General features: G+C 60.8%; 27 protein-coding genes. 16 read left to right on the forward strand and 11 right to left on the reverse strand.

What is annotated here, in order from left to right; genetic code table 11:
• Positions 1-25: 25 nt before the first annotated feature.
• Together purU and NAV32_RS11690 are read left to right on the forward strand one after the other, a co-directional pair.
• On the forward strand, positions 26-877 hold the full coding sequence (gene purU / locus NAV32_RS11685) for a formyltetrahydrofolate deformylase (protein WP_256052970.1): 852 nt from the start codon (positions 26-28) through the stop codon (positions 875-877).
• A gap of 84 nt (positions 878-961) precedes the next feature.
• Positions 962-2,422 (forward strand): helicase HerA-like domain-containing protein, encoded by a 1,461-nt coding sequence (locus tag NAV32_RS11690; protein WP_256052971.1) that lies wholly within the window; start codon positions 962-964, stop codon positions 2,420-2,422.
• Positions 2,423-2,443: 21 nt separating this feature from the next.
• On the opposite strand, the gene NAV32_RS11695 is transcribed toward NAV32_RS11690, so the two are convergent.
• From NAV32_RS11695 to yaaA, 3 genes are all read right to left on the reverse strand, one after another.
• On the reverse strand, positions 2,444-2,653 hold the full coding sequence (locus NAV32_RS11695) for a hypothetical protein (protein WP_256052972.1): 210 nt from the start codon (positions 2,651-2,653) through the stop codon (positions 2,444-2,446).
• A 244-nt stretch (positions 2,654-2,897) separates the two neighbouring features.
• The gene (locus NAV32_RS11700) at positions 2,898-4,343 is read right to left on the reverse strand and encodes a mannose-1-phosphate guanylyltransferase/mannose-6-phosphate isomerase (RefSeq protein WP_256052973.1); all 1,446 of its coding nucleotides are present in this window, start codon (positions 4,341-4,343) and stop codon (positions 2,898-2,900) included.
• 295 nt (positions 4,344-4,638) lie between these two features.
• Positions 4,639-5,415: a peroxide stress protein YaaA gene (yaaA, locus tag NAV32_RS11705; RefSeq protein ID WP_256052974.1), complete on the reverse strand. Its 777-nt coding sequence runs from the start codon at positions 5,413-5,415 to the stop codon at positions 4,639-4,641.
• A gap of 437 nt (positions 5,416-5,852) precedes the next feature.
• Between yaaA and NAV32_RS11710 the strand changes: the two genes are divergently transcribed.
• From NAV32_RS11710 to moaE, 4 genes are all read left to right on the forward strand, one after another.
• Positions 5,853-7,244: a PhoH family protein gene (locus tag NAV32_RS11710; protein ID WP_256052975.1), complete on the forward strand. Its 1,392-nt coding sequence runs from the start codon at positions 5,853-5,855 to the stop codon at positions 7,242-7,244.
• A 116-nt stretch (positions 7,245-7,360) separates the two neighbouring features.
• Positions 7,361-7,831, forward strand: a complete 471-nt coding sequence (gene moaC / locus NAV32_RS11715) for a cyclic pyranopterin monophosphate synthase MoaC (RefSeq protein WP_256052976.1) — start codon at positions 7,361-7,363, stop codon at positions 7,829-7,831.
• Positions 7,828-8,076 (forward strand): MoaD/ThiS family protein, encoded by a 249-nt coding sequence (locus NAV32_RS11720; RefSeq protein WP_256052977.1) that lies wholly within the window; start codon positions 7,828-7,830, stop codon positions 8,074-8,076. The genes moaC and NAV32_RS11720 overlap by 4 nt, the downstream gene beginning before the upstream one ends.
• 2 nt (positions 8,077-8,078) lie before the next feature.
• Positions 8,079-8,531, forward strand: coding sequence for a molybdopterin synthase catalytic subunit MoaE (moaE, locus tag NAV32_RS11725; RefSeq protein WP_256052978.1), 453 nt, complete (start codon positions 8,079-8,081; stop codon positions 8,529-8,531).
• 10 nt (positions 8,532-8,541) lie between these two features.
• On the opposite strand, the gene NAV32_RS11730 is transcribed toward moaE, so the two are convergent.
• The 4 genes from NAV32_RS11730 to NAV32_RS11745 form a co-directional block, all read right to left on the reverse strand.
• Entirely contained in the window at positions 8,542-8,709 is a 168-nt protein-coding gene (locus NAV32_RS11730) for a hypothetical protein (protein ID WP_256052979.1), read from the reverse strand.
• Positions 8,710-8,839: 130 nt separating this feature from the next.
• On the reverse strand, positions 8,840-10,255 hold the full coding sequence (gene rhlB / locus NAV32_RS11735; RefSeq protein ID WP_256052980.1) for an ATP-dependent RNA helicase RhlB: 1,416 nt from the start codon (positions 10,253-10,255) through the stop codon (positions 8,840-8,842).
• A 144-nt stretch (positions 10,256-10,399) separates the two neighbouring features.
• Positions 10,400-11,335: a GGDEF domain-containing protein gene (locus tag NAV32_RS11740; protein ID WP_256052981.1), complete on the reverse strand. Its 936-nt coding sequence runs from the start codon at positions 11,333-11,335 to the stop codon at positions 10,400-10,402.
• Between the two features lie 206 nt (positions 11,336-11,541).
• Positions 11,542-12,198, reverse strand: coding sequence for an alpha/beta hydrolase (locus NAV32_RS11745; RefSeq protein WP_256052982.1), 657 nt, complete (start codon positions 12,196-12,198; stop codon positions 11,542-11,544).
• A 367-nt stretch (positions 12,199-12,565) separates the two neighbouring features.
• Here NAV32_RS11745 and NAV32_RS11750 point away from each other — a divergent pair, with 367 nt between their 5' ends.
• The 6 genes from NAV32_RS11750 to NAV32_RS11775 all read left to right on the forward strand — a co-directional run bounded on the left by NAV32_RS11750 (position 12,566) and on the right by NAV32_RS11775 (position 21,413).
• A complete protein-coding gene (locus tag NAV32_RS11750; protein ID WP_256052983.1) occupies positions 12,566-13,594 on the forward strand; it encodes an amino acid ABC transporter substrate-binding protein in 1,029 nt (342 codons plus the stop codon).
• A gap of 89 nt (positions 13,595-13,683) precedes the next feature.
• Positions 13,684-14,868 carry an amino acid ABC transporter permease gene (locus tag NAV32_RS11755; protein ID WP_256052984.1) on the forward strand — a complete coding sequence of 395 codons (1,185 nt, stop codon included), beginning with the start codon at positions 13,684-13,686 and terminating at the stop codon, positions 14,866-14,868.
• A gap of 10 nt (positions 14,869-14,878) precedes the next feature.
• Complete coding sequence (locus NAV32_RS11760) at positions 14,879-15,976, forward strand: amino acid ABC transporter permease (protein WP_256052985.1); 1,098 nt, start codon at positions 14,879-14,881, stop codon at positions 15,974-15,976.
• Positions 15,977-15,996: 20 nt separating this feature from the next.
• Positions 15,997-16,758, forward strand: coding sequence for an amino acid ABC transporter ATP-binding protein (locus NAV32_RS11765; protein ID WP_423836428.1), 762 nt, complete (start codon positions 15,997-15,999; stop codon positions 16,756-16,758).
• A 229-nt stretch (positions 16,759-16,987) separates the two neighbouring features.
• Complete coding sequence (gene purL / locus NAV32_RS11770) at positions 16,988-20,884, forward strand: phosphoribosylformylglycinamidine synthase (RefSeq protein ID WP_256052987.1); 3,897 nt, start codon at positions 16,988-16,990, stop codon at positions 20,882-20,884.
• 211 nt (positions 20,885-21,095) lie between these two features.
• On the forward strand, positions 21,096-21,413 hold the full coding sequence (locus NAV32_RS11775) for a YqfO family protein (protein WP_256052988.1): 318 nt from the start codon (positions 21,096-21,098) through the stop codon (positions 21,411-21,413).
• 119 nt (positions 21,414-21,532) lie between these two features.
• Here NAV32_RS11775 and NAV32_RS11780 read toward each other — a convergent pair whose 3' ends face one another.
• Positions 21,533-22,033 (reverse strand): L,D-transpeptidase family protein, encoded by a 501-nt coding sequence (locus NAV32_RS11780; protein WP_256052989.1) that lies wholly within the window; start codon positions 22,031-22,033, stop codon positions 21,533-21,535.
• Positions 22,034-22,118: 85 nt separating this feature from the next.
• Complete coding sequence (locus NAV32_RS11785; RefSeq protein WP_256052990.1) at positions 22,119-22,283, reverse strand: hypothetical protein; 165 nt, start codon at positions 22,281-22,283, stop codon at positions 22,119-22,121.
• Here NAV32_RS11785 and NAV32_RS11790 point away from each other — a divergent pair.
• Genes NAV32_RS11790 through purT form a run of 4 tightly spaced genes read left to right on the forward strand, consistent with a single transcriptional unit; the run spans position 22,282 to position 24,828 of the window.
• Complete coding sequence (locus NAV32_RS11790; protein WP_256052991.1) at positions 22,282-22,890, forward strand: CoA pyrophosphatase; 609 nt, start codon at positions 22,282-22,284, stop codon at positions 22,888-22,890. The two genes, NAV32_RS11785 and NAV32_RS11790, sit on opposite strands and share 2 nt — an antisense overlap.
• A gap of 11 nt (positions 22,891-22,901) precedes the next feature.
• Complete coding sequence (locus NAV32_RS11795; RefSeq protein WP_256052992.1) at positions 22,902-23,426, forward strand: gamma carbonic anhydrase family protein; 525 nt, start codon at positions 22,902-22,904, stop codon at positions 23,424-23,426.
• The gene (locus tag NAV32_RS11800) at positions 23,426-23,620 is read left to right on the forward strand and encodes a DUF1289 domain-containing protein (protein WP_256052993.1); all 195 of its coding nucleotides are present in this window, start codon (positions 23,426-23,428) and stop codon (positions 23,618-23,620) included. The genes NAV32_RS11795 and NAV32_RS11800 overlap by 1 nt, the downstream gene beginning before the upstream one ends.
• Before the next feature lie 26 nt (positions 23,621-23,646).
• Complete coding sequence (gene purT / locus NAV32_RS11805) at positions 23,647-24,828, forward strand: formate-dependent phosphoribosylglycinamide formyltransferase (protein ID WP_256052994.1); 1,182 nt, start codon at positions 23,647-23,649, stop codon at positions 24,826-24,828.
• Here purT and NAV32_RS11810 read toward each other — a convergent pair whose 3' ends face one another.
• Positions 24,829-26,121, reverse strand: a complete 1,293-nt coding sequence (locus NAV32_RS11810) for a CNNM domain-containing protein (protein ID WP_256052995.1) — start codon at positions 26,119-26,121, stop codon at positions 24,829-24,831.
• A 10-nt stretch (positions 26,122-26,131) separates the two neighbouring features.
• Positions 26,132-26,932, reverse strand: a complete 801-nt coding sequence (locus tag NAV32_RS11815; RefSeq protein ID WP_256052997.1) for a cytochrome C assembly family protein — start codon at positions 26,930-26,932, stop codon at positions 26,132-26,134.
• Positions 26,933-26,982 lie beyond the last annotated feature (50 nt).

Raw genomic sequence — 26,982 nt, forward strand, 5'->3', positions numbered from 1 at the left:
TTTTTGCAAGCCGGAGTTAACTTTAATGCGCACATTCAGGCTGGTCATTGCCTGCCCCGATGGTGTTGGTATCGTTGCCAAGGTCAGTAATTTTCTGGCGACCTACAACGGCTGGATTACCGAAGCCAATCACCACTCCGATCACCAGAGTGGCTGGTTCTTCATGCGCCATGAAATTCGCGCGGACTCGTTGCCCTTCGATCTGGATGGCTTTCGCCAGGCATTCGCCCCCATTGCCCGGCAGTTCTCCATGGAGTGGCGCATCACCGACTCGCAGGAACGCAAGCGCGTCGTATTGATGGCCAGCCGCGAGTCCCACTGCCTGGCCGACCTGCTGCACCGCTGGCACAGCGGCGAGCTGGATTGCGACATTCCCTGTGTGATCTCCAATCACAACGACCTGCGCAGCATGGTCGAGTGGCATGGCATTCCCTATTTTCACGTGCCGGTTGAGCCGGGCCGCAAGGAAGAGGCCTTTGCCGAGGTGGCGCGACTGGTCCGCGAACAGCACGCCGATGTCATCGTGCTGGCGCGCTACATGCAGATTCTGCCGTCCGAACTTTGCGAAGAATTTGCGCAGCGTGTGATCAATATCCATCACAGCTTCCTGCCCTCGTTCGTTGGTGCCAAACCCTATCACCAAGCGTCCCTGCGCGGCGTGAAGCTGATCGGCGCGACCTGCCACTACGTGACCGAGGAGCTGGATGCCGGCCCCATCATTGAGCAGGACGTGGTGCGCGTCAGTCACCGTGACAGCATCGAAGACATGGTGCGCCTGGGCAAGGACGTGGAAAAGATGGTGCTCTCGCGCGGTCTGCGCTATCACTTGCAGGACCGTGTGCTGGTTCACAGCAACAAGACGATGGTGTTCAACTGAGCCACGCACGGACGAGGTAGGGTAGATCCATTGGTGAAACCGGTTGGTCTGCAACCGGTTCGCCGCCGCCATGTCGGAGGCCGAATGTCATACAGCGATCGCCTGGTGCTGGGTGCGGATGCTACGGGCGCCGCCAATACTCATTCATTGCGTCTGGCCAACCGGCATGGACTGATTGCCGGTGCCACAGGCACGGGCAAGACAGTCACCCTGCAGCGCCTTGCCGAGCAGTTCAGCGATGCCGGCGTTGCGGTGTTCGCCGTCGACGTCAAGGGTGACCTGTGCGGTCTGGGCGCGGCAGCGACGCCCAAGGGCAAGATTGCCGAGCGCATCGCCAGCATGCCCTGGCTCGACTATCAGCCGCGTGCCTGTCCGCTCACGCTGTGGGATGTGCAGGGCCGGAGTGGGCATCCCTTGCGCACGACGCTGACCGAGATGGGGCCGCTGCTGCTGGGTAATCTTCTGGAATTGACTGACAGCCAGCAGGCAGCGCTTTATGCGGCCTTCAAGATTGCTGATCGTGATGCGCTCCTGCTACTGGATATCAAGGACCTGAAGGCACTGCTCAATCACCTCCGGCAGAACCCCGAAGTGCTGGGCGAGGATGCCGCGTTGCTGACTGGAGCATCGGCCCAGGCATTGTTGCGGCGGCTTGCGACGCTGGAGCAGCAGGGCGCAGAAGCCCTGTTTGGCGAGCCGGCACTGGCCATCGAGGACCTTTTGCGCGGGGACGACGAGCGCGGGCAGATTCACCTGCTCGATGCCAGTTCGCTCGCGCATCAGGCCCCCAAGGTCTATGCGACCTTTCTGCTCTGGTTGCTGGCCGAGTTGTTCGAGCAGTTGCCCGAGCGTGGTGATGCGGATCGTCCGCTGCTGGCGCTGTTCTTCGACGAGGCTCATCTGCTGTTTCGCGGCACGCCACGTGCCTTGCAGGAGCGGCTGACACAGGTTGTCCGGCTGATTCGCTCCAAGGGTGTCGGCGTCTATTTCGTCACCCAGTCGCCCTCGGACCTGCCGGACGAAGTCCTGGCGCAGCTGGGGTTGCGTATTCAGCATGGCCTGCGGGCTTATACGGTCAGGGAGCAGAAAGCCTTGCGTGCAGTAGCGGAAGGTTTTCGGGCCAACCCGGATTTCTCTGCGCTGGAGACCCTGGTCGACCTGGGTATCGGCGAAGCGCTGGTCGGCGGGCTGGAGGACAACGGTACGCCGGCCATGGTGCAGCGCGTGGCGATCGCACCGCCACAATCGCAAGTGGGGCCGCTGGATGAGCAGAGCCGACGTGAGCTGATTGCCCGTTCTGCGCTGCGGGGTCGTTATGACAAGGCCATCGACCGTGAGTCGGCCTACGAGATCCTGCTTGAACGCGCCAAACAGGCTGCCGAGCCCGAAGCGCCAAAGGCGTCGAAGGCGAGCAGCAAGGAGAGCGATATGCTCGGTGATCTGGCCGGGCGGGCATTCAAGAGCGCCATACGCCAGGCAGCCAGCCAGCTCGGCAGGCAGTTGGCGCGTGGCTTGATGGGGTCGTTGCTGGGCGGCAAACGCTGAGCAGGAAGATCGGCGGTCAGGTCACTCGGTCCGGGCTGTCTGTTGCGACAATTCCTTTTCCATCTTCTGCAGTTCTGCTTCAAATACCTGATCGTGAACGGTTGGCTTCTTGCGCCAGGGTTTTCGTTCAGGGTCGGGTTGTGCTGCGTAAGTGATTATTTCCCCGCCATATATATTCTGAAAGCGGCTGGCCTGTCGCTCGAGTTCAGCGCGTAGTTGCTCTTTTGTCACGTAGTCGTTTTTCCTGATGTTGTTTCAGCAGTGCAAGGCAGATAAAACAGCTGCGTATGCGCCTGCATTCGTGTGCAGGCTGCTATGCGGATGTGGCTTATTTAATGAGGGTGATCGCCGATATTGCAAGCCTTTTGCCCGAAGTAAATGCTAATAATTGTGTTGCGTCGCGGATTGGCGTTTTCCCTCTCGCCAAACTAAAAAACCGCGCTCGAAGGCGCGGTTCTTTCTTTACCTCAGATCATCAGCGCACGGACTGTTTTGTCTTGTCCTCGTGAGCACGGCCATAGACATCTTCCAGCCGTTCGATATCGTCTTCGCCCAAATAGCTTCCTGACTGCACCTCAATGATTTCCAGAGGAATCTTGCCGGGATTGGCGAGGCGGTGAATGGATGTCACCGGGATATAGGTCGACTGGTTTTCGGTGAGCAGGAAGGTCTTGTCATTGCAGGTCACCTGCGCAGTGCCCGACACCACGATCCAGTGCTCGGCACGGTGGTGGTGCATCTGCAACGACAGCGCGGCGCCGGGATTGACGCAGATGCGCTTGACCTGGAAGCGACCGCCCATGTCCACGGAGTCGTACCAGCCCCAAGGGCGGTAAACGGCGCAGTGATTGCGGGTTTCGGTGCGGTTTTGCGCATCCAGCCTGGACACCAGCTTCTTGACGTCCTGCACCTTGTCCTTGTGAGCGACCATCATGGCGTCCTTGGTTTCCACCACGACGATGTCGTCCAGCCCCAGCACGGTCACCAGCTTGCCGTTGCCATGCACCAGACAGTTGCGGCTGTCTTCGGCAATCACGTCGCCCTTGATGACGTTGCCGTTGGCATCCTTTTCCAGAACATCCCAGATCGAGGACCATGAGCCGACATCGCTCCACTCGGCGGACATGGGCACCACGCAGGCCAGTTCGGTTTTCTCCATCACGGCATAGTCGATGGAGTTGTCCGGGCAGCAGGCGAAGGTCGCAGGATCGATCAGCACTTCGTCACCGTTATGGGCGCTGCGTTCGAGCGCGAGCTTGCAGGTGTCGTAGATGTCCGGGTCGTGCTTTTTCAGCTCTTCCAGGAAAACGCTGGCGCGGAACAGGAACATGCCGCTGTTCCAGTAGTAATCGCCCGATTCGACATATTGCTGCGCGCTGGTTTCGTCCGGCTTTTCGACGAAGCGGGTGACGCGGCTGATGCCTTCGGGTAGCCCGTTGCGCTCGGTAAGGTCGCACTTGATGTAGCCGTAGCCGGTTTCCGGGCTGGTCGCAGGAATGCCGAACAGCACCATTTCGCCGTTTTCTGCCGCGTTAGTGGCCAGAGCAAGGGAGCGCTGAAAGGCTTTCTGATCCTTGATGACATGATCCGCCGGCAGGACCAGTAGCAGTTCGTCACGGCCATCCTCAACCAGCTTCATCGCCGCAAGGGCGATGGCCGGTGCGGTATTGCGTCCGAAGGGTTCGAGGATAAGGCTCTGGATGCTCAGTTTGCGCGCAGCCAGTTGCTCCTTGACGATAAACCGGTGCTCCTGATTACACACCAGCAGCGGCGGTTGCATGCCTTCGAAGGCGAGGCGCTCGATGGTCTGCTGGAACAGGGTCTGCTCACTGGTGAGGGCAAGAAACTGCTTCGGAAACAGCTTGCGCGAAAGTGGCCAGAGCCGGGAGCCGCTGCCACCAGAGAGGATGACCGGGATCATGTTGTTTCTCCTGAATCGTTGAGAAGGATGGGTTCTTCTTGTTCCATGTGAGCGTGCAGGCTACCTGCCTGAGTGCGTCTGGCATTGCCGGTACGGGCTTATGATTGTGGGTGGCTCGGGTAAGTTCCCCGGCAGACAGCCGCTGATCGGAGCGCTATGGCAGGTGGCTTGGGCGGTCTGGGTCAGGCAGGGATATGCAAAGGACAGGCGGCAGGGCAGAAGCTTCGTGGCTGAAGCCACTCCCACGGGGGCGTGAAATTTCCCGGGGGGGGCTCCAGCCGCGAAGGGGCCGTAGTCAGGCGGGTGTGTCGCGCAGGAATACCAGGTGATCGTTCGATGAGTCGTCAGGGCTGAAGCGGTAGCCTTCGCTGTCGAAGGCCTTGAGCTGCTCGGGGTTCGCGATGCGGTTGCGGATTACGTAGCGCGCCATCAGCCCGCGCGCTTTCTTGGCATAGAAACTGATGATCTTGTACTGACCGTTTTTCAGGTCCTTGAAGTCGACGCTGATGAGTCGCGCGTTCAGCGCCTTGCGTTTGACCGCACCGAAGTACTCGTTGGAGGCCAGGTTAAGCAGTACGTCGTCGCCCTGGGCTTCGAGCGCTTCGTTCAGCCAGCCGCTGATCCTCTCGCCCCAGAAGGCGTAAAGGTCCTTGCCGCGGGGGTTGGCCAGCCTGGTTCCCATTTCCAGGCGGTAGGGCTGCATCAGGTCGAGGGGGCGAAGCACCCCGTACAGGCCGGACAGCATGCGCAGATGATGCTGGGCGAAGTCGAAATCCTCCTCGCAAAAGTCCTCGGCATTAAGCCCGGTGTAGACGTCGCCCTTGAAGGCGAGCAGCGCCTGTTTGGCGTTGTCCGGGGTGAAGTCTGGAGTCCAGCTACCGTAGCGCGCGACGTTCAGTGCCGACAGCTTGTCGGACAGATGCATCAGTTCGCCAATCTGCAGTGGGGAAAGCTCGCGCAGCTGTTCAATCAGTCGTTCAGCGTGATCAAGGTGTTGGGGTTGCGTGTATCGCTGGGTCGCCGGCGGCGTATCGTAGTCGAGCGTTTTGGCCGGTGAAATCACCATCAGCATGGGTAGTCTCCTGTCCGTGTGCGGCGATTCTAGGCGTTATCCGGGTGCAGGCTCCAGCTATCGGCCTGTTTGCTGCGCTCAATCAGGCGTGCTGGCGGATGAGGGTTTCGGGAGAAGGGCAGGCGGAGCAGGGGAGAAGCGGGTGTGACGAAAGCGCACAGGCTGATTGGCGACTCTAGCGCTGCAGTGTGAGGTCCGCCAAGGGCTATTCGTCGAGATGCAAAATAAACGTGCGATCGCGCGAAAAGACTTTTTCCTGTCATCTCTTTTGCGGTATTACCGATACACAGACCGCCGAACCCTGCAGCACAGGTGGCGGCCGATGGGTGGCCCCGGACCTCTGCTACCCACGTCTGCTGGCCTCGCAGCCGGTGGTCCCAAAATGGCGGTGCGCTCAGACGCTCCGTCGTCCGTCTCTACGGAAAAGGTGACCGCGAATGGATGACTACGGCAGACCCCGCGCTACTCAGCCCACCCTCTACGTTCTGGACACCAACGTCCTGCTTCACGACCCCAACGCACTGCTGAACTTCGAAGAGCATCAGGTCGCCATTCCCATGACCGTGCTGGAGGAGCTGGACAAGCTCAAGAGCGGCAAGCACAGCGTGGCTGCTGAATGCCGGCAGGTGATCCGGCTGATCGACAAGGTGCTGGGCAACGCGACACCGGAGCAAGTCGAGCTCGGCGTGCCCATCCAACGCGAGACGACGGGTGGCTTCTGCGGCAGTCTGTCGATCCTGATGAGCAAGAGCGCCGACGCCAGGGGACTGCCGGAGGATCTCAACGACAACAAGATCATCAACCAGGTGGTCGAGCTGCAGCAGCGCAATGCCGGGGTGCCGGTGGTGCTGGTGACCAACGACATCAACATGCGCCTGAAGGCGCGCGCCTGCGGTGTGGCCGCCGAGGACTACCAGACCGACAAGCTGGTCGATGACGTCGGCCAGTTGTCGCGTGGTTATCACAGCCTCAGTGGTTCCTTCTGGGACCGTGTCAGCAAGGTGGAAACCCAGCAGGGGCACGGTCGGACCTGGCACCGGGTGCAACTGATCGACAACCTGCCGGCGGTGCATGTCAACGAGTTCATTCTCGACGAGCAGGGCTTCGTCGGCTGGATCAAGGGCATCAAGTCGGACGAGCTGTTATTGCTGGACATGCATCAGGAACCCCTGCTGCATCAGGAAGCCTGGGGCCTGCGCCCGCGTGATATCCACCAGGCGCTGGCGTTGTACGCGCTACTCGATCCGGATATCCACCTGGTCAACCTGTCCGGCGCTGCAGGTTCCGGCAAGACCATCCTGGCACTGGCGGCGGCCATCGAACAGACGGTCGTGAGCAAGCGTTACCGGCGCATCATCGCCACGCGCAGCGTCCAGGGGCTGGACGAGGACATCGGCTTCCTGCCCGGTACCGAGGCGGAAAAGATGGAGCCCTGGCTGGGAGCCATCACCGACAACCTCGAAGCGCTGCACATGGACGACGAGAACACCCACGGCAGCGTCGACTACATCCTGCAGAAGGTGCCGTTGCAGTTCAAATCGCTCAACTACATCCGCGGCCGCAGCTTCCAGCAGAGCCTGATCCTGATCGATGAGTGCCAGAATCTCACGCCGCACCAGATGAAAACCATCATCACCCGGGCCGGAGCCGGCTCCAAGGTGGTCTGCCTGGGCAATCTGGCGCAGATCGATACGCCTTACCTTTCGGCCACCAGTTCCGGGCTGACCTATCTCACCGAGCGCTTCAAGGATTTCCCGCATGGCGTGCACATCACCTTGCAGGGTGTGCCGCGATCGGTGCTGGCGGAATATGCCGAGGCGAATATGTAGCAGCCGCAAGCCGAAGCAGGGCGAATGTCATCTTTTACATCCGCCCTGCGTGAGGCCAAAGCAGTTTCAAGCTGGGCTAAACTGCCTGTCTTTCACATAGACCCGGCAGGATTCCCATGCTTACTCATCTCGATTCACAAGGTCGCGCCAGTATGGTCGACGTGACCGACAAGGCCGTCACTGCGCGAGAGGCGGTGGCGCAGGCGCGGGTGCGGATGCTGCCGCAGACCTTACAGATGATCGAGCAGGGTGGTCACCCCAAGGGCGATGTGTTCGCGGTGGCGCGTATCGCCGGCATTCAGGCGGCAAAGAAGACCCATGAACTGATTCCGCTCTGCCATCCCCTGCTGCTGACCAGCATCAAGGTCGAGCTGCAGGCGGACGGCTCTGACGTAGTGCTGATTCGCGCCACCTGCAAACTGGCCGGACAGACCGGCGTTGAAATGGAAGCGTTGACTGCTGCCAGCGTGGCTGCGCTGACCATCTACGACATGTGCAAGGCCGTGGACAAGGGCATGATTATCGACGGTGTACGGTTGCTGGAAAAACGCGGCGGCAAAAGCGGTGACTGGCAGGTGCAGGCATGATTTCTATCCAGTATTACGCCCGCTACCGGGAAAGCCTCGGCAGCGACGGCGAGCATCTGCCGTGGGATGCAACCTTTGCCACTGTGGATGACGTGCGCCGGTATCTGCTGGCGCGTGGTGACGACTGGGCCGTGCTGGGCGAGCAGAATCTCATGTGTGCGCGCAACCAGGAGCTGTGCAGTCTCGACGAGCCGGTGAGTGACGGCGACGAAGTGGCCTTCTTCCCGACCGTGACCGGAGGCTGACAATGGGTGTTCGTGTTCAGCAGGCAGCCTTCGATCCCGGCGCAGAACTCAATGCCCTGCATGCGGCCAATCTGGGTATCGGTGCGGTGGCCGGATTCGTCGGCTACGTCAGGGATTTCAATGATGGCGAGGAGGTCGCCGGAATGTTCCTGGAACATGCGCCGGGCATGACCGAAAAAGCCCTGATGAAGATTGTCGAAGAGGCCGAGCAGCGTTGGCCGCTGTTGCGACTGGACGTGCTGCATCGGGTCGGGGCGCTGGAGCCTGGCGAGCCCATCGTCTTTGTGGGCGCTGCCAGTGCGCATCGCGAAGCGGCGTTCGATGCCTGCCGCTTTGTCATGGATTACCTGAAAACGCGCGCGCCTTTCTGGAAGAAGGAAACCACGCCTCAAGGTCCGCGCTGGGTCGAGGGTCGTGAGAGTGACCAGAGTGCCGCCCGGCGCTGGAGCGAATGAAGCGCTCGAGTCAATAGTTGAAGGTGATGTAAAGCTTGAAGGAGAGGGTGGAGAACATCATCAGCACACCGATGGTGAGCAGGGCGATGCCCCAGCTCTGGTCCCGATAGTTGTAGCCGAGGCCCAGTAGAACAAAGCCTGTTCCGATCAGGATGATCAACCAATCGATATGCTGCATGAGCGGACTCCGTTTCTTCAGGGGATGTACTGACTGTAGGGCTTTTGCCCCTTGAGGTGATGACCTCTGTCAGTGGAAGTGGGACGGCTGTGATGCAGGAAGGCAAAGGCGCCTTCCTGCAGGCGTGCCGTTAGCGAGAGCGAGGCGCGGGTGTCAGCAGTTCAGCAGGCGGCATCTCGCAGCTGATCTTGCGCCCGAGCAGCGCCTCGATGGCGGGCAGGGCGAAGGCGTCATCCTCGCCGGCAAAGCTGATGGACGTGCCGCTGGCGCCGGCACGTCCGGTTCGCCCGATGCGGTGTACGTAGTCGTCCGGCACTTCCGGCAGGGTGAAATTGATCACGTGGCTGATGCCATCGACATGAATGCCACGCCCGGCTACATCGGTGGCCACCATCACGCGAATCTTGCCTTCGCGGAAGCCTTCCAGCGCGCGGATGCGCTTGTGCTGGGGCACGTCGCCGGACATCTGCACGGCACTGATGCCATCGCGGGTGAGGCGCTCCTCGATGCGGCGTACTTCATCCTTGCGGTTGGCGAAAACCATCACCCGACTCCAGTCGTTCTGGGTGATGAGGTTGTAGAGCAGCTTGTATTTGTCGCTGCCTGCTACGGCATAGACGTGTTGCTCGACGCTGTCGCTGGCAACGTTGATAGCCTCGATCTCGACGATGGCGGGGTCGGTGGTCCACTGCTTGGCCAGGTTCATCACGTCCTCGGTAAAGGTCGCGGAAAACAGCAGCGTCTGGCGCTCGCTCTTGGGCGGCGTCTGCCGGATGATCTGGCGAACCTGTGGAATGAAGCCCATGTCGAGCATGCGATCCGCTTCGTCGAGCACCAGCACCTCGACCATGTCCAGATGCGCTTCGCCGCGCTGGTTGAAGTCCAGCAGTCGCCCCGGTGTCGCCACGAGAATGTCGCAATAGCGGGACTCCAGCGCCTTAAGCTGCTTGTCGAAGTCCATGCCGCCGACGAAGCTCATGACGTTGAGGTTGGTGTATTTGGTCAGGTCCAGTGCGTCGTTGGCGATCTGGACCACCAGCTCACGGGTCGGCGCGATGATCAGCGCACGCGGTTCACCCATGTAGCGTTCCTTGGGCGGTGGGGTTTCCAGCAGCTGGGTGATGGTGGAAATCAGGAACGCGGCGGTTTTGCCGGTGCCTGTCTGGGCACGCCCGATGGCATCGCGCCCCTTGAGGGTGAAACCCAGCACTTGCGCCTGGATCGGGGTGCAGTAGGGGAAACCCAGATCCTGTATCGCATGCATCAGTTCGGGAGAAAGCTTGAAGTCATGAAAGCGTGTCTTGCCTTCTGCTGGCTCGACTACGAAATCTTCCAGCTTCCAGGCCGGGGGAGGTGGCGCAGCGGGTTTGCGGGTGCGCTCGCGGCGCGGCTTGGTGACGGCCGGCGTATCGCTGTGCTGGGGCGCCTGCGTTTCACGCGGCTCGCTGTAATGGGGCGCGGCTTCACTTGGGGCGTCGCTGGCAGGTTGCGCAACGGAAAGCTCGGTCGGGCTTTTACCAAAGATTTTCTTGAGTGCTTTGAGCACGGTCTTCTCGTCTGGTTGTCAAAATTCGCCCGCCAGTGTAATGCATGTAGCAGACAGGGCGAAGACTTGCACCTGCCGGGCGCAGCGGTTCGTGCGGCTGCGCGGGTTCTGGCGATAGGATGAGGCTTTCAGTGCCGCCATGACTCAGCCGCAAACGCGGTTTCGTCCGTTCTGCTTGGCCTCGTAGAGGGCATGATCGGCCTTGTGAATGAGGCCTTCCAGATTGTCTTTTGGCTGTCTCAGGGCTACACCGATGGAAATCGTCACGCCCGGCAGCGTACCCAGCGGTGAGCGGAACGAGCGCAGCCGGGCCAGACGCAAGCGCAGGCGCTCTCCCACTTTCCGGGCTTGCGCCAGGGCCATGCCGGGGAGCAGGACCACGAATTCCTCGCCACCGTAGCGCACCAGGCTGTCAGCCGGTCGCAGCAGTTTCCCCAGCGTATCGACGACAAGACAGAGCGCGTGATCGCCGGCCAGGTGGCCGTGCAGGTCGTTGTAGTCCTTGAAGTGGTCGACATCCAGCATAAGGATCGAAAGGGGCCGTCCGCTGAAGGCGCAGCGGGTGCTTTCACGGTTGTAGATATGTTCCAGCCGGCGTCGATTGAAGGCGCCGGTGAGGGTGTCGATATTGGCGTTCTGCTCGCTGTTGATGATCAGCCGGTCGCTCAGGCGGACACGCTGGCAAAACAATTCGACCAGGTTCTGCATCAGCTGCGGTGAGCGCGAAAGCAGGGACATTGAGCGGCTATGCAGGCGCAGCATCAGCGAAGACTCAAGGCTGACGACCCAGGCGGACGGCAGCTGGTTGTCGATGAAACTGATCTCGCCGGCGCAGTCGCCGGGACCAATGATCCGCACCGGCTGGCTGTCGAGCGAATCCAGGTGAACCGCCAGCTCGCCATCCAGGAGCAGGTAAAGATAGTGGTTGGGTTTGAGGGGTGAAAGCAGTACCTCGCCGGTACCGACCAGACAGGGTTCGCAGATTTCCTGCAGCATGCGCAGGCAGGGTTCGTCGAGATGATCGAACAGACGCACCTGCTGCAGGTGCTTCCATTCGGCCCGCCAGTCGGCGGTTTTCATGACGTCCACATGCGTCTGGATGAGAATTTCGCCATGGCAGCTCGCGCGTCTCGTGACGCAGATCGGTGGTTGCTTCCGGCCGCGATGAGCGCTGCCAGACAGGTGCATCGGGTTTTTGGTACTCCTGCTTCAAGCGTAGCCGTAAACCGCCGTTCGGATAGCTGAACGGCGGGAATATTGCGTGAAGATGTCGCCTTGCCGAAGGCTCAGCCCAATTGTGTGGTGAGCCAGTCGCCAATCTCGTGGATCTCGGCCGGCAGCACCTCATGGGCCATCGGGTATTCCTTCCACTGCGCCTGTACGCGGTTCTGCAACAGGCATTCATAAGCGGCACGACCCATGAAGGGAGGTACTACGTCATCCCGGCTGCCATGCAGGCAGAGCACCGGCAAGTCCGTCTGCAGGGGCGAGAGTTTGAGATCGTCGCTGAACGTGGGCGCGTAGGTAGACAACGCAAGCACACCGCCCAGCGGCCCGGCCCAGCGCAAAAAGGCAGTGTGATAGACCACGGCGCCGCCCTGGGAGAAGCCGGCCAGGAAGATGCGTCGGGGATCGATGCCGCCATCGCGTTGCGCTTCAATCAGCTCGATGACGCTCTGTGCCGACTGCTCCAGCTGTGCCTGGTCGATGGCGCGTGCGGGACTCATGGCCTGGATGTCGTACCAACTGGGCATCGCCCAGCCGCCATTGATGGTTACCGCACGGGTCGGTGCCTGCGGCAGTACGAAGCGCGTGTGCAACAGGCGCTGCTGAAGGGCTTCGGCGACCGGCAGGAAGTCATAGCGGTCAGCGCCCAGACCATGCAGCCAGATAACGCAGGAGTCGGCAGTCTGTGCCGGTTCGATGATCAATGGGTCGCTCATGTGGGGCTCCGTCTGATGGCCTGCACCGGCGCGGTGCAAACAGCGGGGAAGTTGCTCGAAGGTTGCATTGGAAGTTGCAGTGGCAGGCGGCGAGATTACCCCTTGTTGGCCGTTCCCTGAAGTATGAGCCCGCATGACAGGCGATTTGGCATGACTGGTACGCCGCTTGCTTCATGCATTCGTGGCTGCTGCGCCGATACCCCCGCACGTCTGCGGAGTTGCGTATCGGGAGGAGTTGCCGATCAGTGATCGGCGACTAGACTCAGGTCAGGTTCTTCCTTGGTTCTGATTGACGCATGTCGATTGGTGTTTTCCGACGCTGGTGGGAGACCCGACCCCGCAGAATAAAAACAAACTGGAGGTTTCGATGATCAGAGCTAAATCCACACTGACCGTGCTGGGCGCCGCGATGCTTTTGAGTGTTGGCGGCCAGGTGCAGGCAGGGGCGACTCTGGATGCGGTGAAGAGCAAGGGTTTCGTGCAGTGCGGTATCAGCGATGGGTTGCCGGGCTTTTCCTACGCAGACGCCAAGGGTCAGTACAAGGGAATCGATGTGGATATCTGTCGCGCGGTTGCGGCTGCAGTCTTCGGTGATGCCGAGAAGGTCAAGTACAGTCCGTTGACCGCCAAGGAGCGTTTCACCGCGCTGCAGTCCGGCGAGGTCGATATGTTGTCGCGCAACACCACCTGGACCAGTTCGCGTGACGCGGCCATGGGGCTGAACTTCACCGGTGTCACCTACTATGACGGGCAGGGCTTCCTGGTCAACAAGGAGCTGGGCGTGGCCAGCGCCAAGGAGCTTGATGGGGCGACTGTCTGTATTCAGGCCGGCACCACCACTGAACTGAATCTTTCCGACTATTTTCGCAGCAACAGCCTCAATTACACGCCCATTACCTACGACACCTCGGACGAGAGCGCCAAGTCGCTGGAATCCGGTCGTTGCGACGTTCTCACATCCGACCAGTCACAGCTCTACGCCCAGCGCATCAAGCTGGCGAAGCCGGATGAATACGTGGTGCTCCCGGAAGTCATCTCCAAGGAGCCGCTCGGCCCGGCGGTTCGCCAGGGTGACGAGGAGTGGTTCGATATCGTGCGCTGGACACTGTTCGCCATGGTCAACGCCGAGGAGCTCGGGGTGACAGCGGCGAATGCAGAAGAGACCGCAAAAAACACCAAGAACCCGGATGTGGCGCGCCTGCTCGGTGCGGAAGGCGAATACGGCAGGGACCTGAAACTGCCCAAGGACTGGGCGGTGCAGATCGTCAAGCAGGTCGGCAACTACGGTGAGGTGTTCGAGCGCAACGTCGGTGCTGGCAGCGAGCTGAAAATCGAGCGCGGCCTGAATGCACTCTGGAACAACGGAGGTTTGCAGTACGCACCGCCAGTGCGTTGATCGAGCAGGGCCGGCATTCAGCCGGCCCTGTTTCAAGGATGAGCGATGCCGGTGAGTGTGTGCCGGCGCCTCCGTATTGAGGTTTCCTGATGCGAACCATCGCCAAATCGGGAGCAGCGCGTGGTTCGCTGCTCAGGGATCCGCAGGCGCGTGCCTGGCTGTTTCAGATCATCGCCGTCATCACCGTTGTTGCAATCGGCTGGTTTCTGTTCCACAACACCCAGGCCAACCTGGCACACCGGGGCATTAATTCGGGCTTTGGATTTCTCGATAATGCCGCTGGCTTCGGCATCTCCCAGCACCTGATTGACTACAGCGAAAGCGACTCCTACGGTCGGGTGTTCTGGGTCGGCCTGCTCAATACGCTGCTGGTCAGCGTGATCGGCATCATCCTGGCGACCATCATCGGCTTCACCCTAGGAGTAGCGCGACTGTCGCCGAACTGGCTGATCCGTCAAATCAGCACTGTCTATATAGAGATCTTCCGCAACATCCCACCGCTGTTGCTGATCTTCTTCGTCTACTTCGCCGTGCTCAGCCCCTTGCCCGGTCCGCGCAACAGCCTGAGCCTGTGGGACATCATCTTCATCAACAATCGCGGTGTACAGATGCCCGCGCCCCGTGCGGGTGAAGGTTTCTGGGCGTTCTGGATTGCGCTGTTTCTGGCGCTGGTAGCCATCGTCCTGCTCAACCGCTGGGCACGCGCCCGGCGTCATGCCACCGGACGTCCCTTTCCGGTGTTCTGGATCAGCCTGGTTCTGTTTGTCGGGTTTCCCTGGCTGGGTTCACTGCTGTTCGGCGGGCCGTTTCTCTGGGAGATTCCCGAGCTGCAGCGCTTCAACATTCGCGGCGGCTGGGTGGTGATTCCCGAGCTTGTGTCCATCGTGCTGGCGCTTTCCATCTATACCGCAGCCTTTATTGGCGAAACCGTGCGCGCCGGCATCCAGTCGGTGAGCCACGGCCAGACCGAGGCAGCGGCCTCGCTGGGGTTGCGGCCGGGACGGGTGCTGCGGCTGGTGATCGTGCCGCAAGCGCTGCGCGTGATCATTCCGCCTCTGACCAGCCAGTACCTCAACCTTGCGAAGAATTCCTCGCTGGCAGCGGCCATTGGCTACCCGGACATGGTTTCGCTGTTCGCCGGGACGGTACTCAACCAGACCGGCCAGGCGATCGAAACCATGGCCATCACCATGAGCGTATACCTGGCCATCAGCATCAGCATTTCGCTGTTGATGAATTGGTACAACAAGCGCATCGCGCTGATCGAACGGTGAGGGCGCGCACATGACGACTCATGCTTTCAAGCCGGACCTGCCAGCACCTTCACGCAGCATCGGCGTGGTCGGTTGGCTGCGAGCCAATCTGTTCTCCAGCTGGCTCAATACGCTGCTGACCCTGATGGGACTCTATTTGATCTGGTTGATCGTGCCGCCGATCATCGACTGGGCGATTATCAAGGCCGACTGGAGCGGCGAAAGTCGGGACGATTGCAGTCGGGAGGGCGCGTGTTGGGTGTTCGTGCAGACGCGTTTCAGCCAGTTCATGTATGGCTTCTATCCGGCGGAGTTGCGCTGGCGTGTGGATGCCGCTGCCTGGTTGGCGGTTCTCGGTGCCGCGCCGTTGTTCTTCCGGCGGATGCCGCACAGGGTGCGTTACGGCATCGCCTACCTGCTGCTGTATCCATTGCTGGCCTATTGGTTGCTGCATGGTGGCTTCTTCGGTCTGGAAACGGTGCCGACCTCGCGCTGGGGCGGCTTGATGCTGACCATAGTGATTGCCGCCGTGGGCATCGCCGGAGCCTTGCCACTGGGCATTTTGCTGGCGCTGGGACGCCGCTCGGACATGCCGGCGATCCGCGTGCTGTGCGTTACCTTCATCGAGTTCTGGCGCGGCGTGCCGCTGATCACCGTGCTGTTCATGTCCTCGGTGATGCTGCCGCTGTTCCTGCCCGAGCAGATGAACCTCGACAAGCTGATGCGCGCCATGCTGATGGTGATCTTCTTCGAGGCCGCCTATATCGCCGAAGTAGTGCGCGGCGGCTTGCAGGCGATACCCAGAGGCCAGTACGAGGCGGCTGCGGCAATGGGTCTGGGCTACTGGCGCAGCATGATCCTGGTGATCCTTCCGCAGGCGCTGAAGATGGTCATTCCCGGCATCGTCAACACCTTTATCGCGCTGTTCAAGGACACCAGCCTGGTGATCATCATCGGCCTGTTCGACTTCCTCAACAGCATCAAGCGCGCCACATCCGACCCAGCCTGGCTGGGCATGTCCACCGAAGGCTACGTGTTCGCGGCGCTGGTCTACTGGATGTTCTGTTTCGGCATGTCGCGCTACTCCATCCACCTGGAACGCACGCTTGATACCGGTCACCGGACTTAGGAGGGGGCAATATGAGCGACATGCAATCCGAACAATCTGAAAGAGCCGCTGAGCCGGTTATCCAGATGCAGGGCGTGAACAAGTGGTTCGGTCAGTTCCATGTGCTCAAGGACATCGACCTGAATGTCAGTCAGGGTGAGCGCATCGTACTGTGCGGCCCCTCGGGCTCGGGCAAGTCGACCACCATTCGCTGTCTCAACCGGCTGGAGGAGCACCAGAAGGGACGTATCGTGATCAACGGTGTGGAGCTGACCAGCGATCTCAAGCAGATCGAGGCGATTCGCAGTGAAGTCGGCATGGTTTTTCAGCATTTCAATCTGTTTCCGCACCTGACCGTGCTGCAGAACTGCACGCTGGCGCCGATGTGGGTGCGCAAGCTGCCACGCCGCGAGGCCGAGGAAATTGCCATGCACTATCTGGAGCGCGTGCGTATACCGGAACAGGCTGAGAAGTTTCCGGGTCAGCTTTCCGGTGGCCAGCAGCAGCGCGTGGCCATCGCCCGTGCGCTGTGCATGAAGCCGAAGATCATGCTGTTCGATGAGCCCACCTCGGCGCTGGACCCGGAAATGGTCAAGGAAGTGCTGGACACCATGGTCGGCCTCGCCGAAAGCGGCATGACCATGCTTTGCGTGACCCACGAAATGGGCTTCGCCCGTACCGTCGCCGACCGGGTGATCTTCATGGACAAGGGTGAGATCGTCGAGCAGGCCGATCCGGAAGTGTTCTTCAGTAATCCGGTCAATGAGCGGACCAAGCTGTTTCTCAGCCAGATCCTGCATTGAGCTTGAAGGCTGGGGAACCTGGTAAGAGAACAGTGCCTGTTTGTGGTGCGTAGGGTGGATGTCGCTTTTTACATCCACCGTGACTTCGCTCGGTGGATGGCCACCCCGTGGATCGGTGAAGCGTGATCCACCTGCACCCTGGTCTGCGCTTGCGTAGCCTTAGCCTCGAACGCCGTCATGGGCTAGAATACGCGCCCCGACTGCTCCCCTCTTCGAGGCTGTTCCGACGATGTTGATCCTGCGTGGCGCTCCCGCTCTTTCCGCCTTCCGTCACGGTAAGCTCCTGGCACAACTGACCGAGAAGGTCCCCGCCGTGAGCGGGTTGTACGCCGAGTTTGCCCATTTCGCCGAAATATCCGGCACGCTGGACGCCGACGAGCAGCAGGTTCTTGCCCGGTTGCTGAAATACGGCCCGAGCGTATCCGTGCAGGAACCGGTGGGTCGGTTGTTCCTGGTGGTGCCGCGTTTCGGCACCATTTCTCCCTGGTCGAGCAAGGCCAGCGATATCGCCCACAATTGCGGACTGAGCAAAATCCAGCGACTGGAGCGTGGTATTGCCTTCTACGTGGAAGGCGAGTTCGACGATGCCGATGCACGATTGATTGCCGCCGCACTGCATGACCGCATGACCCAGCTGGTGCTGGGTCGCTTCGAAGACGCCGCCGACCTGTTCAGCCATGCCCAGCCCAAGCCGCTCACAGCAGTGGATGTACTTGACGGTGGCCGTGGCGCGCTGGAAAAGGCCAACGTCGAGCTGGGCCTGGCGCTGGCCGACGATGAGATCGATTACCTGCTGACCAGCTTCACCGAGCTGGGACGCAACCCGCACGACATCGAGCTGATGATGTTTGCCCAGGCCAACTCCGAGCATTGCCGGCACAAGATCTTCAACGCCAGCTGGGACATCGACGGCGAGAGCCAGGACAAGTCCCTGTTCGGCATGATCAAGAACACCTATCAGCTGCATTCCGAAGGCGTGCTATCGGCGTACAAGGATAACGCCTCGGTGATCGTCGGGCATGAAGCTGGACGGTTCTACCCTCATCCCGAGACCGGCGAGTACGCGGCGACCCGCCAGCCGGTGCATATCCTGATGAAGGTGGAAACCCATAACCACCCGACGGCCATTGCGCCATTCCCCGGTGCTGCCACCGGCTCGGGCGGCGAGATCCGTGACGAAGGCGCTACCGGTCGCGGCTCCAAGCCGAAGGCCGGGCTGACCGGCTTTACCGTCTCCAACCTGAATATTCCCGGCTTCGAGCAACCCTGGGAAAAGCCCTACGGCAAGCCCGAACGCATCGTCACACCGCTGGATATCATGATCGAAGGCCCGCTGGGCGGCGCGGCGTTCAACAATGAATTCGGGCGTCCGGCGCTGGCCGGTTATTTCCGTACCTTCGAGCAGCGCATCGAAACGCCGCGCGGCGAGGAAGTGCGCGGCTACCACAAGCCGATCATGCTGGCGGGTGGCCTGGGCAATATTCGTGAAGATCATGTGCAGAAGGGCGAGATCTCGGTCGGCGGCAAGCTGATCGTGCTCGGTGGCCCGGCGATGCTGATTGGTCTGGGCGGCGGTGCAGCATCCTCGATGGCCACTGGTTCAAGCTCGGCGGACCTGGATTTTGCCTCGGTGCAGCGCGAAAACCCGGAAATGGAGCGTCGCTGCCAGGAGGTGATCGACCGCTGCTGGCAGTTGGGCGAACACAACCCGATCAAGTTCATTCACGACGTAGGCGCTGGCGGCTTGTCCAATGCCTTCCCGGAACTGGTCAACGATGGCGGTCGCGGTGGTCGTTTCGAACTGCGCAACATTCCCAACGACGAACCCGGCATGGCGCCACACGAAATCTGGTGCAACGAGTCCCAGGAGCGCTACGTGCTCTCGGTCGATTCTGCCGATTTCGTGCGTTTCAAGGCCATCTGCGAGCGTGAGCGCTGCCCCTTCGCCGTGGTTGGCGAGGCCACCGAAGCGCTGCACCTGACCGTCGCCGACAGCCATTTCGGTAACAACCCGGTGGACATGCCGCTCAACGTGCTGCTCGGCAAAACCCCGCGCATGCACCGCAGTGCCAGTCGTGAAGCCGAGCTGGGCGATGACTTCAATGCCGCAGCGGTCTACCTCGATGAAGCCGTTGGCCGTGTACTGCGGCATCCGGCGGTGGCCAGCAAGAGCTTCCTGATTACCATCGGCGACCGCAGCATCACCGGCATGGTGGCGCGCGACCAGATGGTCGGGCCCTGGCAGGTGCCGGTGGCCGATTGCGCCGTGACCACCACCAGCTACGACGTCAATACCGGCGAAGCCATGGCGATGGGCGAGCGCACGCCCCTGGCGCTGCTGGACGCACCTGCATCAGGTCGCATGGCTATCGGCGAAACGCTGACCAACCTTGCTGCTGCACGTATCGAAAAGCTCTCCGATATCAAACTGTCCGCCAACTGGATGGCCGCCGCCGGTCATCCGGGTGAAGACGCACGGCTGTACGACACCGTCCGCGCCGTCGGCATGGAACTCTGTCCGCAGCTGGGCCTGACCATTCCGGTAGGCAAGGACTCGATGTCGATGAAAACCCGCTGGGACGAAGAGGGCGCCGAGAAAAGCGTGACCTCGCCCATGTCGCTGGTTGTTTCCGGCTTCGCTCCGGTGCTCGACGTACGTCAGACTCTCACGCCGCAACTGCGCATGGACAGGGGCGCTACTGACCTGATCCTGATCGACCTGGGCCGCGGCCAGAACCGCATGGGCGGCTCGATCCTGGCTCAGGTATACGGCAAGCTCGGTCGCCAGGCACCGGACGTCGACGATGCCGAAGACCTGCAGGCCTTCTTCACGGTGATTCAGGGGCTTAACGCTGACGGCCTGTTGCTGGCCTATCACGACCGTTCCGACGGTGGCCTGCTGACTACGGTGCTGGAAATGGCCTTCGCCGGTCATTGCGGCCTGAACCTGAACCTCGACGGCCTGCTGGACGATGCCGACGAGGTCCCGGCTGTGCTCTTCAACGAAGAGCTGGGCGCTGTCATCCAGGTGCGTCAGGACGATACCGAAATCGTTCTGGCCCAGTTCAGTGCGGCAGGTCTCGGCGATTGCGTCGCAGTGATCGGCCAGCCGGCCAATAACGGCTACATTTCGCTACGCCTTGCCGGTAGTGAAGTCTTTAGCGGTGATCGCCGCCTGCTGCAGCAGCAATGGGCCGAAACCAGCTACCGCATCCAGCGTCTGCGCGACAACGTCGAGTGTGCCGATCAGGAATTCGATGCGCTGCTTGAGGAAGACAATCCCGGCCTCAATGCCAAACTCAGCTTTGACGTCAATCAGGACATCGCTGCACCCTACATCAAGCGTGGCGTGCGCCCGAAGGTGGCGGTGCTGCGCGAGCAGGGCGTCAATGGTCAGGTGGAAATGGCGGCGGCCTTCGACCGTGCCGGCTTCGCTGCGGTGGACGTTCACATGAGCGACATCCTCTCCGGTCGCATCAGCCTGGAAGACTTCAAGGGTCTGGTGGCCTGTGGCGGTTTCTCCTACGGCGACGTGCTCGGCGCCGGTGAAGGCTGGGCCAAGTCGATCCTGTTCAATGCTCGTGCGCGGGATGGCTTCCAGGCCTTCTTCGAGCGCAGCGACAGCTTCTCCCTTGGCGTATGCAACGGTTGCCAGATGATGAGCAACCTGCATGAGCTGGTGCCTGGCAGCGAGTCCTGGCCGCACTTCGTGCGCAACCGCTCCGAGCAGTTCGAGGCGCGTGTGGCCATGGTCCAGGTGCAGGAATCGCCGTCGATCTTCCTCCAGGGCATGGCCGGCTCGCGCTTGCCGATTGCTATCGCCCACGGCGAAGGTCATGCCGAGTTCTCCAGCGAAGTGGCGTTGCAGGCTGCGGATCTCTCCGGCACCGTGGCCTTGCGCTACGTGGACAACCACGGCAGGGTCACTGAACGCTACCCGGCCAACCCCAACGGCTCGCCGCTCGGGATTACCGGCATGACCAGCCGTGACGGTCGCGTGACCATCATGATGCCGCACCCTGAGCGGGTATTCCGCGCCGTAACCAACTCCTGGCGCCCGGATGAGTGGCAGGAGGATGGCGGCTGGATGCGCATGTTCCGCAATGCACGAGTCTGGGTGGACTGAGGTCGGCGCCTGCTGCAAACAAAGCCCGGACGCGTGCAAATGCTCCGGGCTTTTTCATGCGCGCGCGAGCAGGTCGTTGCGCTGAACCAGGCGTTGGCTGCAGCGTCTGATATTGATCCTGGGCAAAAATGCCGCCGCTGTTTTTGGGACACTTGCGCCTTTTTGAGCAGGCTGCCTGTTTCGTCTCGTTGTGATTCTTGTGGAGATGCCGATGTACAAACTGTGCTTCTACGTACCGGAAAGCCATCTGGAAGAGGTCAAGGATGCGGTATTTGCCGCAGGTGGCGGGCGTATTGGCGATTATGATCGCTGCAGCTGGCAGGTGCTCGGGCGTGGCCAGTATCGACCGCTGGAAGGCAGTCAGCCGTTTATCGGTCAGGAGGATCAGGTGCAGCTTGTGTCGGAATGGCGGGTGGAGCTGGTGGTCGCCGACGAGCTTATCCACGACAGCGTCAAGGCACTCAAGCGGGCACATCCCTATGAAACCCCGGCCTTTGACGTCTGGCGGCTGTCGGATATGGTTTTCTAAAAAGCAGGCAGCCAGGGCTTGTTCGCCCTTACCACGCATCACGCCTGCAGCCCGCTACGGCCTGGCTTCGGGCCAAATGTGTTCGGTTGTTTATCAATGCCTGGCCGAATGAATTCGGTTTACGGCCTGATTTCGATCAGCGTGCCGTCTTTCACCAGGTTCCACACTTCGCGCATATCGTCGTTCTTCAAGGCGATGCAGCCTTCGGTCCAGTCAAGGGTGTGGAAAAACCACTCGGGGTATTCCTCGTCCAGCGGCGTGCCATGAAGCATGATCATGCTGCCCGGAGAGGCGCCTTCGGTGCGGGCGCGTGCCAGGTCCCTGGCGTTCGGGTAGGAGATGTGCATCGCCAGGTTGAACTTGTCCGAGGTCTTGCGCCAGTCGATCCAGTACAGCCCTTCCGGAGTGCGCTGGTCGCCTTCGCGTTGCTTGGGGCCGGGTTGCTTGCCCAGCGAGATGCGGTAGCTTTTCAGCGTGGTGCCGCGACTGATCAGGTGCAATTGGCGTTCCGATTTGACCACCAGGACCTTGTCGATAAAGGCTCCGTTCAAATTCGGCGATGCTGTCGCGTGTGACAGCGAGGCCAAGGTGAGGCAGAAAATCGTTAACAACCATCGCATTCGGTATTTCCCAGGAATTGGTGCTACATCAGGCCTTTATCCGGCGGCATGCAGGTTGGCTGCAGCCGCTCGACGAGCGCGTATTCTAGGAGCTTTTCCCGCTTTGCTGCGAGCCGTGCGGCGCTGACGCCAGCAAGATGTGCGGCTTTCGGTAGTGAGTGCTGTCGTTGCGTATTTTGGCTTTGCCTGTCTTGGGCGCCTCGGTGATCCATGCCATGATGTTGGTCAAATACGCAAAGAGATTTTTCATGCTGGACACAATTCTCCGACGGGTGCGTGACTACTCACCGCACCTTCTGGAGCCGGAAGGACGGTTGCCCGAAGCAGCAGTGCTGATGCCGGTTACCCGCAGTGAATCGCCCGAACTGGTGCTCACGTTGCGCGCCAGCGGCCTGTCTACTCATGGGGGGGAGGTTGCGTTTCCTGGCGGGCGTCGCGACCCCGAAGATCGCGATCTGGCGCATACCGCCTTGCGTGAGGCCGAGGAAGAGGTGGGCCTGGCGCCGGGTATGGTGGAGATCGTCGGGCCGCTCAGCAGCCTGATTTCTCTGCATGGCATCCATGTCACCCCCTATGTCGGCATCGTGCCGGATTATGTCGAGTACCGCGCCAACGATGCGGAAATCGCCTCGGTGTTTTCCGTACCCCTGGATTTCTTCTGCCACGATCCGCGTGAGTTCACCCACCGTATCGATTACCAGGGCGGCGCCTGGTATGTCCCTTCTTACCGTTATGGCGAATACCAAATCTGGGGGCTGACGGCGATCATGATCGTCGAGCTGGTCAACTTGGTGTGCGACGCCGGAATCGAGATGCGTCGGGCTCCGACTTCCTATATCCATCTGAACAAAAAATAGAGGTGATGGCTGTGAAATATCGTCTGGGCGAGTCTCGTGTTGAAACGCACCCGCAAAGCTGGGCTGCACCGGGCGCCATGCTGATTGGCAAGATTCGTCTGGATGCCGGCGCCAGTGTCTGGTTCGGCGCGGTGCTGCGTGGCGACAACGAACTGATCCACATCGGCGAGAACAGCAACGTTCAGGATGGTAGTGTGCTGCACACCGACATGGGTCATCCGCTGACGCTGGGTACCGGTGTTACCGTGGGCCACAACGCCATGCTGCATGGCTGCAGCGTCGGCGACTACAGCCTGATCGGTATCAATGCGGTGATCCTCAACGGGGCGCAGATCGGCAAGTACTGCATCATCGGCGCCAATACGCTGATTCCCGAGGGCAAGATCATTCCCGATGGCTCGCTGGTGGTCGGCTCGCCCGGCAAGGTAGTGCGCGAGCTGACCGAAGAGCAGAAGAAGATGCTCGAAGCCAGCGCCGCGCATTACGTGCAGAACGCCCAGCGTTATGCACGTGATTTGGTAGAGCAGGATGATTGATGTCTGAGCCGGCCGAGAAACCGATTGCTTCGCCCTGTGTGAGCATCTGCGCGCTGGACGAGACGGATGTCTGCACCGGTTGCCAGCGTAACGTCGACGAGATCATTCGCTGGAGCCGGTTGAACAACAGCGAGCGGCGGGAAGTGCTGTTGCGTTGTCATGAGCGGGCCCGCGAGCGCGGCCAGCTGTTGTAATCATTCAATCGTAAACGAGGGAAACCATGCCACGTATCGGCACTCCGCTGTCTGCCAGCGCTGTTCGAGTCCTGCTGTGCGGTTCTGGCGAGCTGGGCAAGGAGCTGGTGATCGAACTGCAACGTCTGGGCGTCGAGGTGATCGCCGTGGATCGCTACGCCAACGCGCCGGCCATGCAGGTTGCGCATCGTCACCACGTTATCGATATGCTCGACGGCGCTGCGTTGCGCGCGATCATAGAGCGGGAAAAGCCGCACTATATCGTCCCCGAGATCGAGGCCATCGCCACGGCGACGTTGGTCGAGCTGGAGGCCGAAGGCTTCACCGTGATTCCCACCGCGCGTGCTGCGCAGCTGACCATGAACCGTGAGGGTATTCGTCGTCTGGCTGCCGAAGAACTTGGGCTGCCGACTTCGCCGTATCGCTTTGCCGACTCGCTGGAAGACTGCCGCAGCGCCGCACTGGCCATCGGTTTTCCCTGTCTGATCAAGCCGGTGATGAGTTCGTCGGGCAAAGGGCAATCGGTGTTGCGCAGTGAAGCGGATATCGATGCGGCCTGGAGCTATGCCCAGGCGGGCGGTCGTGCCGGTAAGGGGCGAGTGATCGTTGAGGGTTTTATCGACTTCGATTACGAAATCACGCTGCTGACGGTGCGCCATGCGGGTGGGACCACATTCTGTCAGCCGGTGGGGCATCGCCAGGAGAGGGGCGACTATCAGGAATCCTGGCAGCCGCAACCAATGAGTGCGGGTGCCATGGCCGAGGCCGAACGCATTGCGCTGGCCGTCACCGAGGCGCTTGGTGGGCGTGGTGTGTTCGGCGTTGAATTGTTTGTTAAAGGGGATCAAGTCTGGTTTTGCGAGATATCGCCACGGCCACACGATACCGGCCTGGTGACACTGGTTTCCCAGGATCTGTCCGAGTTCGCCCTGCATGCGCGGGCCATTCTTGGTCTGCCGATCCCGACCATTCGCCAGTTCGGCCCATCGGCGTCTGCCGTAGTGCTGGTGGAGGGTGAGAGCGAGCAGGTCAGCTTCGGCAATCTGGCCGCCGCAATGGCTGAGCCGGATACTGCGCTGCGCCTGTTCGGCAAGCCAGAGGTCAGTGGTCAGCGGCGCATGGGCGTGGCGCTGGCGCGCGATGAGTCCATCGAGGCAGCACGCGCGAAGGCGTTGCGGGTCGCAACGGCTATCGATACGCAGTTGTAGCTATGGCTGTTCGGTGTCGTCGGAGGCTGCTATGCCATCTTCGGCGACCCAGGCGCGCACGCTTTTCACCCGGTTGTCGGCGGCCTGGAGGATTTCCAGTCGGTATGCGCCGATCTGCAGGCAGATGCCGCTGTCGGGGATATGTTCTAGGGCTTCGGTGATCAGGCCGTTGAGTGTCTTGGGGCCGTCGCAGGGCAGTTGCCAGCCGAGGGCACGGTTGATCTCGCGCAGGTAGGCTGCGCCATCGATGACCAGCGTGCCGTCGTCCTGGGGATGAATGTCGGGGCTGCGCAGGGCATCCTGGTTGCTGAATTCTCCGACGATTTCTTCGAGGATATCTTCCAGGGTGACGATGCCCAGCACGTCACCGTACTCGTCGACGACGATGCCGATTCGTCTTTTCTGCTTCTGAAAGTTCAGAAGCTGGGTTGAAAGCGGCGTGTTCTCCGGGACGAAGTAGGGCTCGCTGCAGGCTTCAAGCAGGCTTTCCCTGGTCAATTGGTCGTGGCTGAGCAGGCGGGCAATCTGCCGCATGTGGACAATGCCCAACACCTGATTGATGTCTTTCTCGAACACCGGCAGGCGAGTGTGTGGCGTGGTGCGCAGTAGGCTGATGATGGTTTCAAGGTTGTCTTCGAGATCGATGCCGGTGACTTCGTTGCGCGGAATCATGATGTCATCGACGGTGACGCGTTCCAGATCGAGAATGCCGAGCAGCATGCTCTGGCGATTCATCGGCAGATCGCTGCCGGATTCGCGCACCACGCTGCGCAGCTCTTCAGTAGACAGGCTGTCGGTGCCTTTCTTGGACGGGTCCACACCGAGCAATCTGAGCAGTCCGTTGCTGATCCAGCCAAGCAATGCGACCAGCGGATACAGCACTTTCTGCAGCATCAGCAGCGGCAGGCTGACTGGGTAGGCGATCAGCTCGGGACGCAGTGCTGCCAGCGTCTTGGGCGTTATTTCGCCGAAGATCAGCAGGGCGATTGTCAGGCCGATAGTGGCAATGGCGATCCCGGCTTCGCCCCAGAACTGCATTGCCAGCACCGTGGCAATCGAGGATGCGAGGATATTGACGAAGTTGTTGCCCACCAGGATGGTGCCGAGCATGCGGTCGGGTCTGGACAGCAGTTCGATGGCGCGCCTGGCTCCGCGGTGACCTTCTCTGGCCTGATGCCGGAGGCGATAGCGGTTGAGGCTGAGCATTCCGGTTTCCGAGCTGGAAAAGAATGCGGAGCACAGCAGCAGGAAAACCAGTAAACCGAGCAAAAAGCCGGGGTGTAAACTTTCCACAAGGCTGCCTTCAGATGTGCAGGATGAATTCGCGGACCAGCTTGCTGCCGAAATACGCCAGCATCAGCAGACAGAAGCCGGCGAGGGTCCAGCGAATGGCTTTGTAACCGCGCCAGCCGAGCCGGTGGCGGCCCCATAGCAGCAGGCCGAAGACGATCCAGGCTATGAACGAAAGCAGCGTCTTGTGCACCAGATGTTGCGCGAACAGGTTGTCCAGAAACAGCCATCCGGTGATCAGCGAGGCCGACAGCAGCAGCCAACCCGCCAGCAGAAAGCCGAACAGCAGGCTTTCCATGGTTTGCAGCGGCGGGAAGTTCCTGATCACGCCTGACGGATGCTTGTGTTTCAGGTGGTGGTCCTGCAGGAGCAGAAGCAATGACTGGAATACGGCGATGGTCAGCATCCCGTAGGCCAGGATTGAAAACAGGATATGCGCCAGTATTCCGGGTTGTTCGCTGATGGCGGGCGCTGTTCCGGAGGGGGCGAACTGGGCGAAAAGCACCGTCAGGCAGCTCAGCGGGAATAACAGCAAGAGCAGGTTCTCGACCGGCATGCGGTACAGGGCTAGCAGGATCAGGAGTGTCACGGCGGCGGCGATCAGGCTTGATGCCGTGAAAAAATCCAGATGCAGACCGCTGGGCGAGAGCAGCTGGATGAAGAGGCTCACGCTGTGGGCGATCAGTGCCAGTACGCCCAGAAGGGTCAGTATGCGTTTATCCGGCGCGCAGCGTTGTGCCAGGCGCAGGCCTTGATATCCGGTTACGCCAGCGTAGAGACAGGCCGCAGCCAGGCTCGGTAGCAAAGGGTGCATAGTTTTTCAACGGGCTCGAAAGTTGCTGAGTGTGGCACAAACCCCTGACG

Origin of the sequence: Stutzerimonas stutzeri, assembly GCF_024448695.1 — a bacterium.
GTDB classification, from domain to species: domain Bacteria; phylum Pseudomonadota; class Gammaproteobacteria; order Pseudomonadales; family Pseudomonadaceae; genus Stutzerimonas; species Stutzerimonas stutzeri_T.

Excerpts from the sequence above, each read along its gene's own strand:
- NAV32_RS11730 (WP_256052979.1), bottom strand. The coding sequence starts at position 8,709 with ATGCAGCATATCGATTGGTTGATCATCCTGATCGGAACAGGCTTTGTT.
- NAV32_RS11780 (WP_256052989.1), bottom strand. The coding sequence starts at position 22,033 with ATGCGATGGTTGTTAACGATTTTCTGCCTCACCTTGGCCTCGCTGTCA.
- NAV32_RS11745 (WP_256052982.1), bottom strand. The coding sequence starts at position 12,198 with ATGAGCGACCCATTGATCATCGAACCGGCACAGACTGCCGACTCCTGC.
- NAV32_RS11760 (WP_256052985.1), top strand. The coding sequence starts at position 14,879 with ATGACGACTCATGCTTTCAAGCCGGACCTGCCAGCACCTTCACGCAGC.
- yaaA (WP_256052974.1), bottom strand. The coding sequence starts at position 5,415 with ATGCTGATGGTGATTTCACCGGCCAAAACGCTCGACTACGATACGCCG.
- NAV32_RS11765 (WP_423836428.1), top strand. The coding sequence starts at position 15,997 with ATGCAATCCGAACAATCTGAAAGAGCCGCTGAGCCGGTTATCCAGATG.
- NAV32_RS11700 (WP_256052973.1), bottom strand. The coding sequence starts at position 4,343 with ATGATCCCGGTCATCCTCTCTGGTGGCAGCGGCTCCCGGCTCTGGCCA.
- purT (WP_256052994.1), top strand. The coding sequence starts at position 23,647 with ATGCCACGTATCGGCACTCCGCTGTCTGCCAGCGCTGTTCGAGTCCTG.
- moaC (WP_256052976.1), top strand. The coding sequence starts at position 7,361 with ATGCTTACTCATCTCGATTCACAAGGTCGCGCCAGTATGGTCGACGTG.
- NAV32_RS11720 (WP_256052977.1), top strand. The coding sequence starts at position 7,828 with ATGATTTCTATCCAGTATTACGCCCGCTACCGGGAAAGCCTCGGCAGC.
- NAV32_RS11785 (WP_256052990.1), bottom strand. The coding sequence starts at position 22,283 with ATGAAAAATCTCTTTGCGTATTTGACCAACATCATGGCATGGATCACC.
- purL (WP_256052987.1), top strand. The coding sequence starts at position 16,988 with ATGTTGATCCTGCGTGGCGCTCCCGCTCTTTCCGCCTTCCGTCACGGT.
- NAV32_RS11690 (WP_256052971.1), top strand. The coding sequence starts at position 962 with ATGTCATACAGCGATCGCCTGGTGCTGGGTGCGGATGCTACGGGCGCC.
- NAV32_RS11800 (WP_256052993.1), top strand. The coding sequence starts at position 23,426 with ATGTCTGAGCCGGCCGAGAAACCGATTGCTTCGCCCTGTGTGAGCATC.
- purU (WP_256052970.1), top strand. The coding sequence starts at position 26 with ATGCGCACATTCAGGCTGGTCATTGCCTGCCCCGATGGTGTTGGTATC.
- NAV32_RS11790 (WP_256052991.1), top strand. The coding sequence starts at position 22,282 with ATGCTGGACACAATTCTCCGACGGGTGCGTGACTACTCACCGCACCTT.
- NAV32_RS11710 (WP_256052975.1), top strand. The coding sequence starts at position 5,853 with ATGGATGACTACGGCAGACCCCGCGCTACTCAGCCCACCCTCTACGTT.
- moaE (WP_256052978.1), top strand. The coding sequence starts at position 8,079 with ATGGGTGTTCGTGTTCAGCAGGCAGCCTTCGATCCCGGCGCAGAACTC.
- NAV32_RS11750 (WP_256052983.1), top strand. The coding sequence starts at position 12,566 with ATGATCAGAGCTAAATCCACACTGACCGTGCTGGGCGCCGCGATGCTT.
- NAV32_RS11755 (WP_256052984.1), top strand. The coding sequence starts at position 13,684 with ATGCGAACCATCGCCAAATCGGGAGCAGCGCGTGGTTCGCTGCTCAGG.
- NAV32_RS11775 (WP_256052988.1), top strand. The coding sequence starts at position 21,096 with ATGTACAAACTGTGCTTCTACGTACCGGAAAGCCATCTGGAAGAGGTC.
- NAV32_RS11740 (WP_256052981.1), bottom strand. The coding sequence starts at position 11,335 with ATGAAAACCGCCGACTGGCGGGCCGAATGGAAGCACCTGCAGCAGGTG.
- NAV32_RS11815 (WP_256052997.1), bottom strand. The coding sequence starts at position 26,932 with ATGCACCCTTTGCTACCGAGCCTGGCTGCGGCCTGTCTCTACGCTGGC.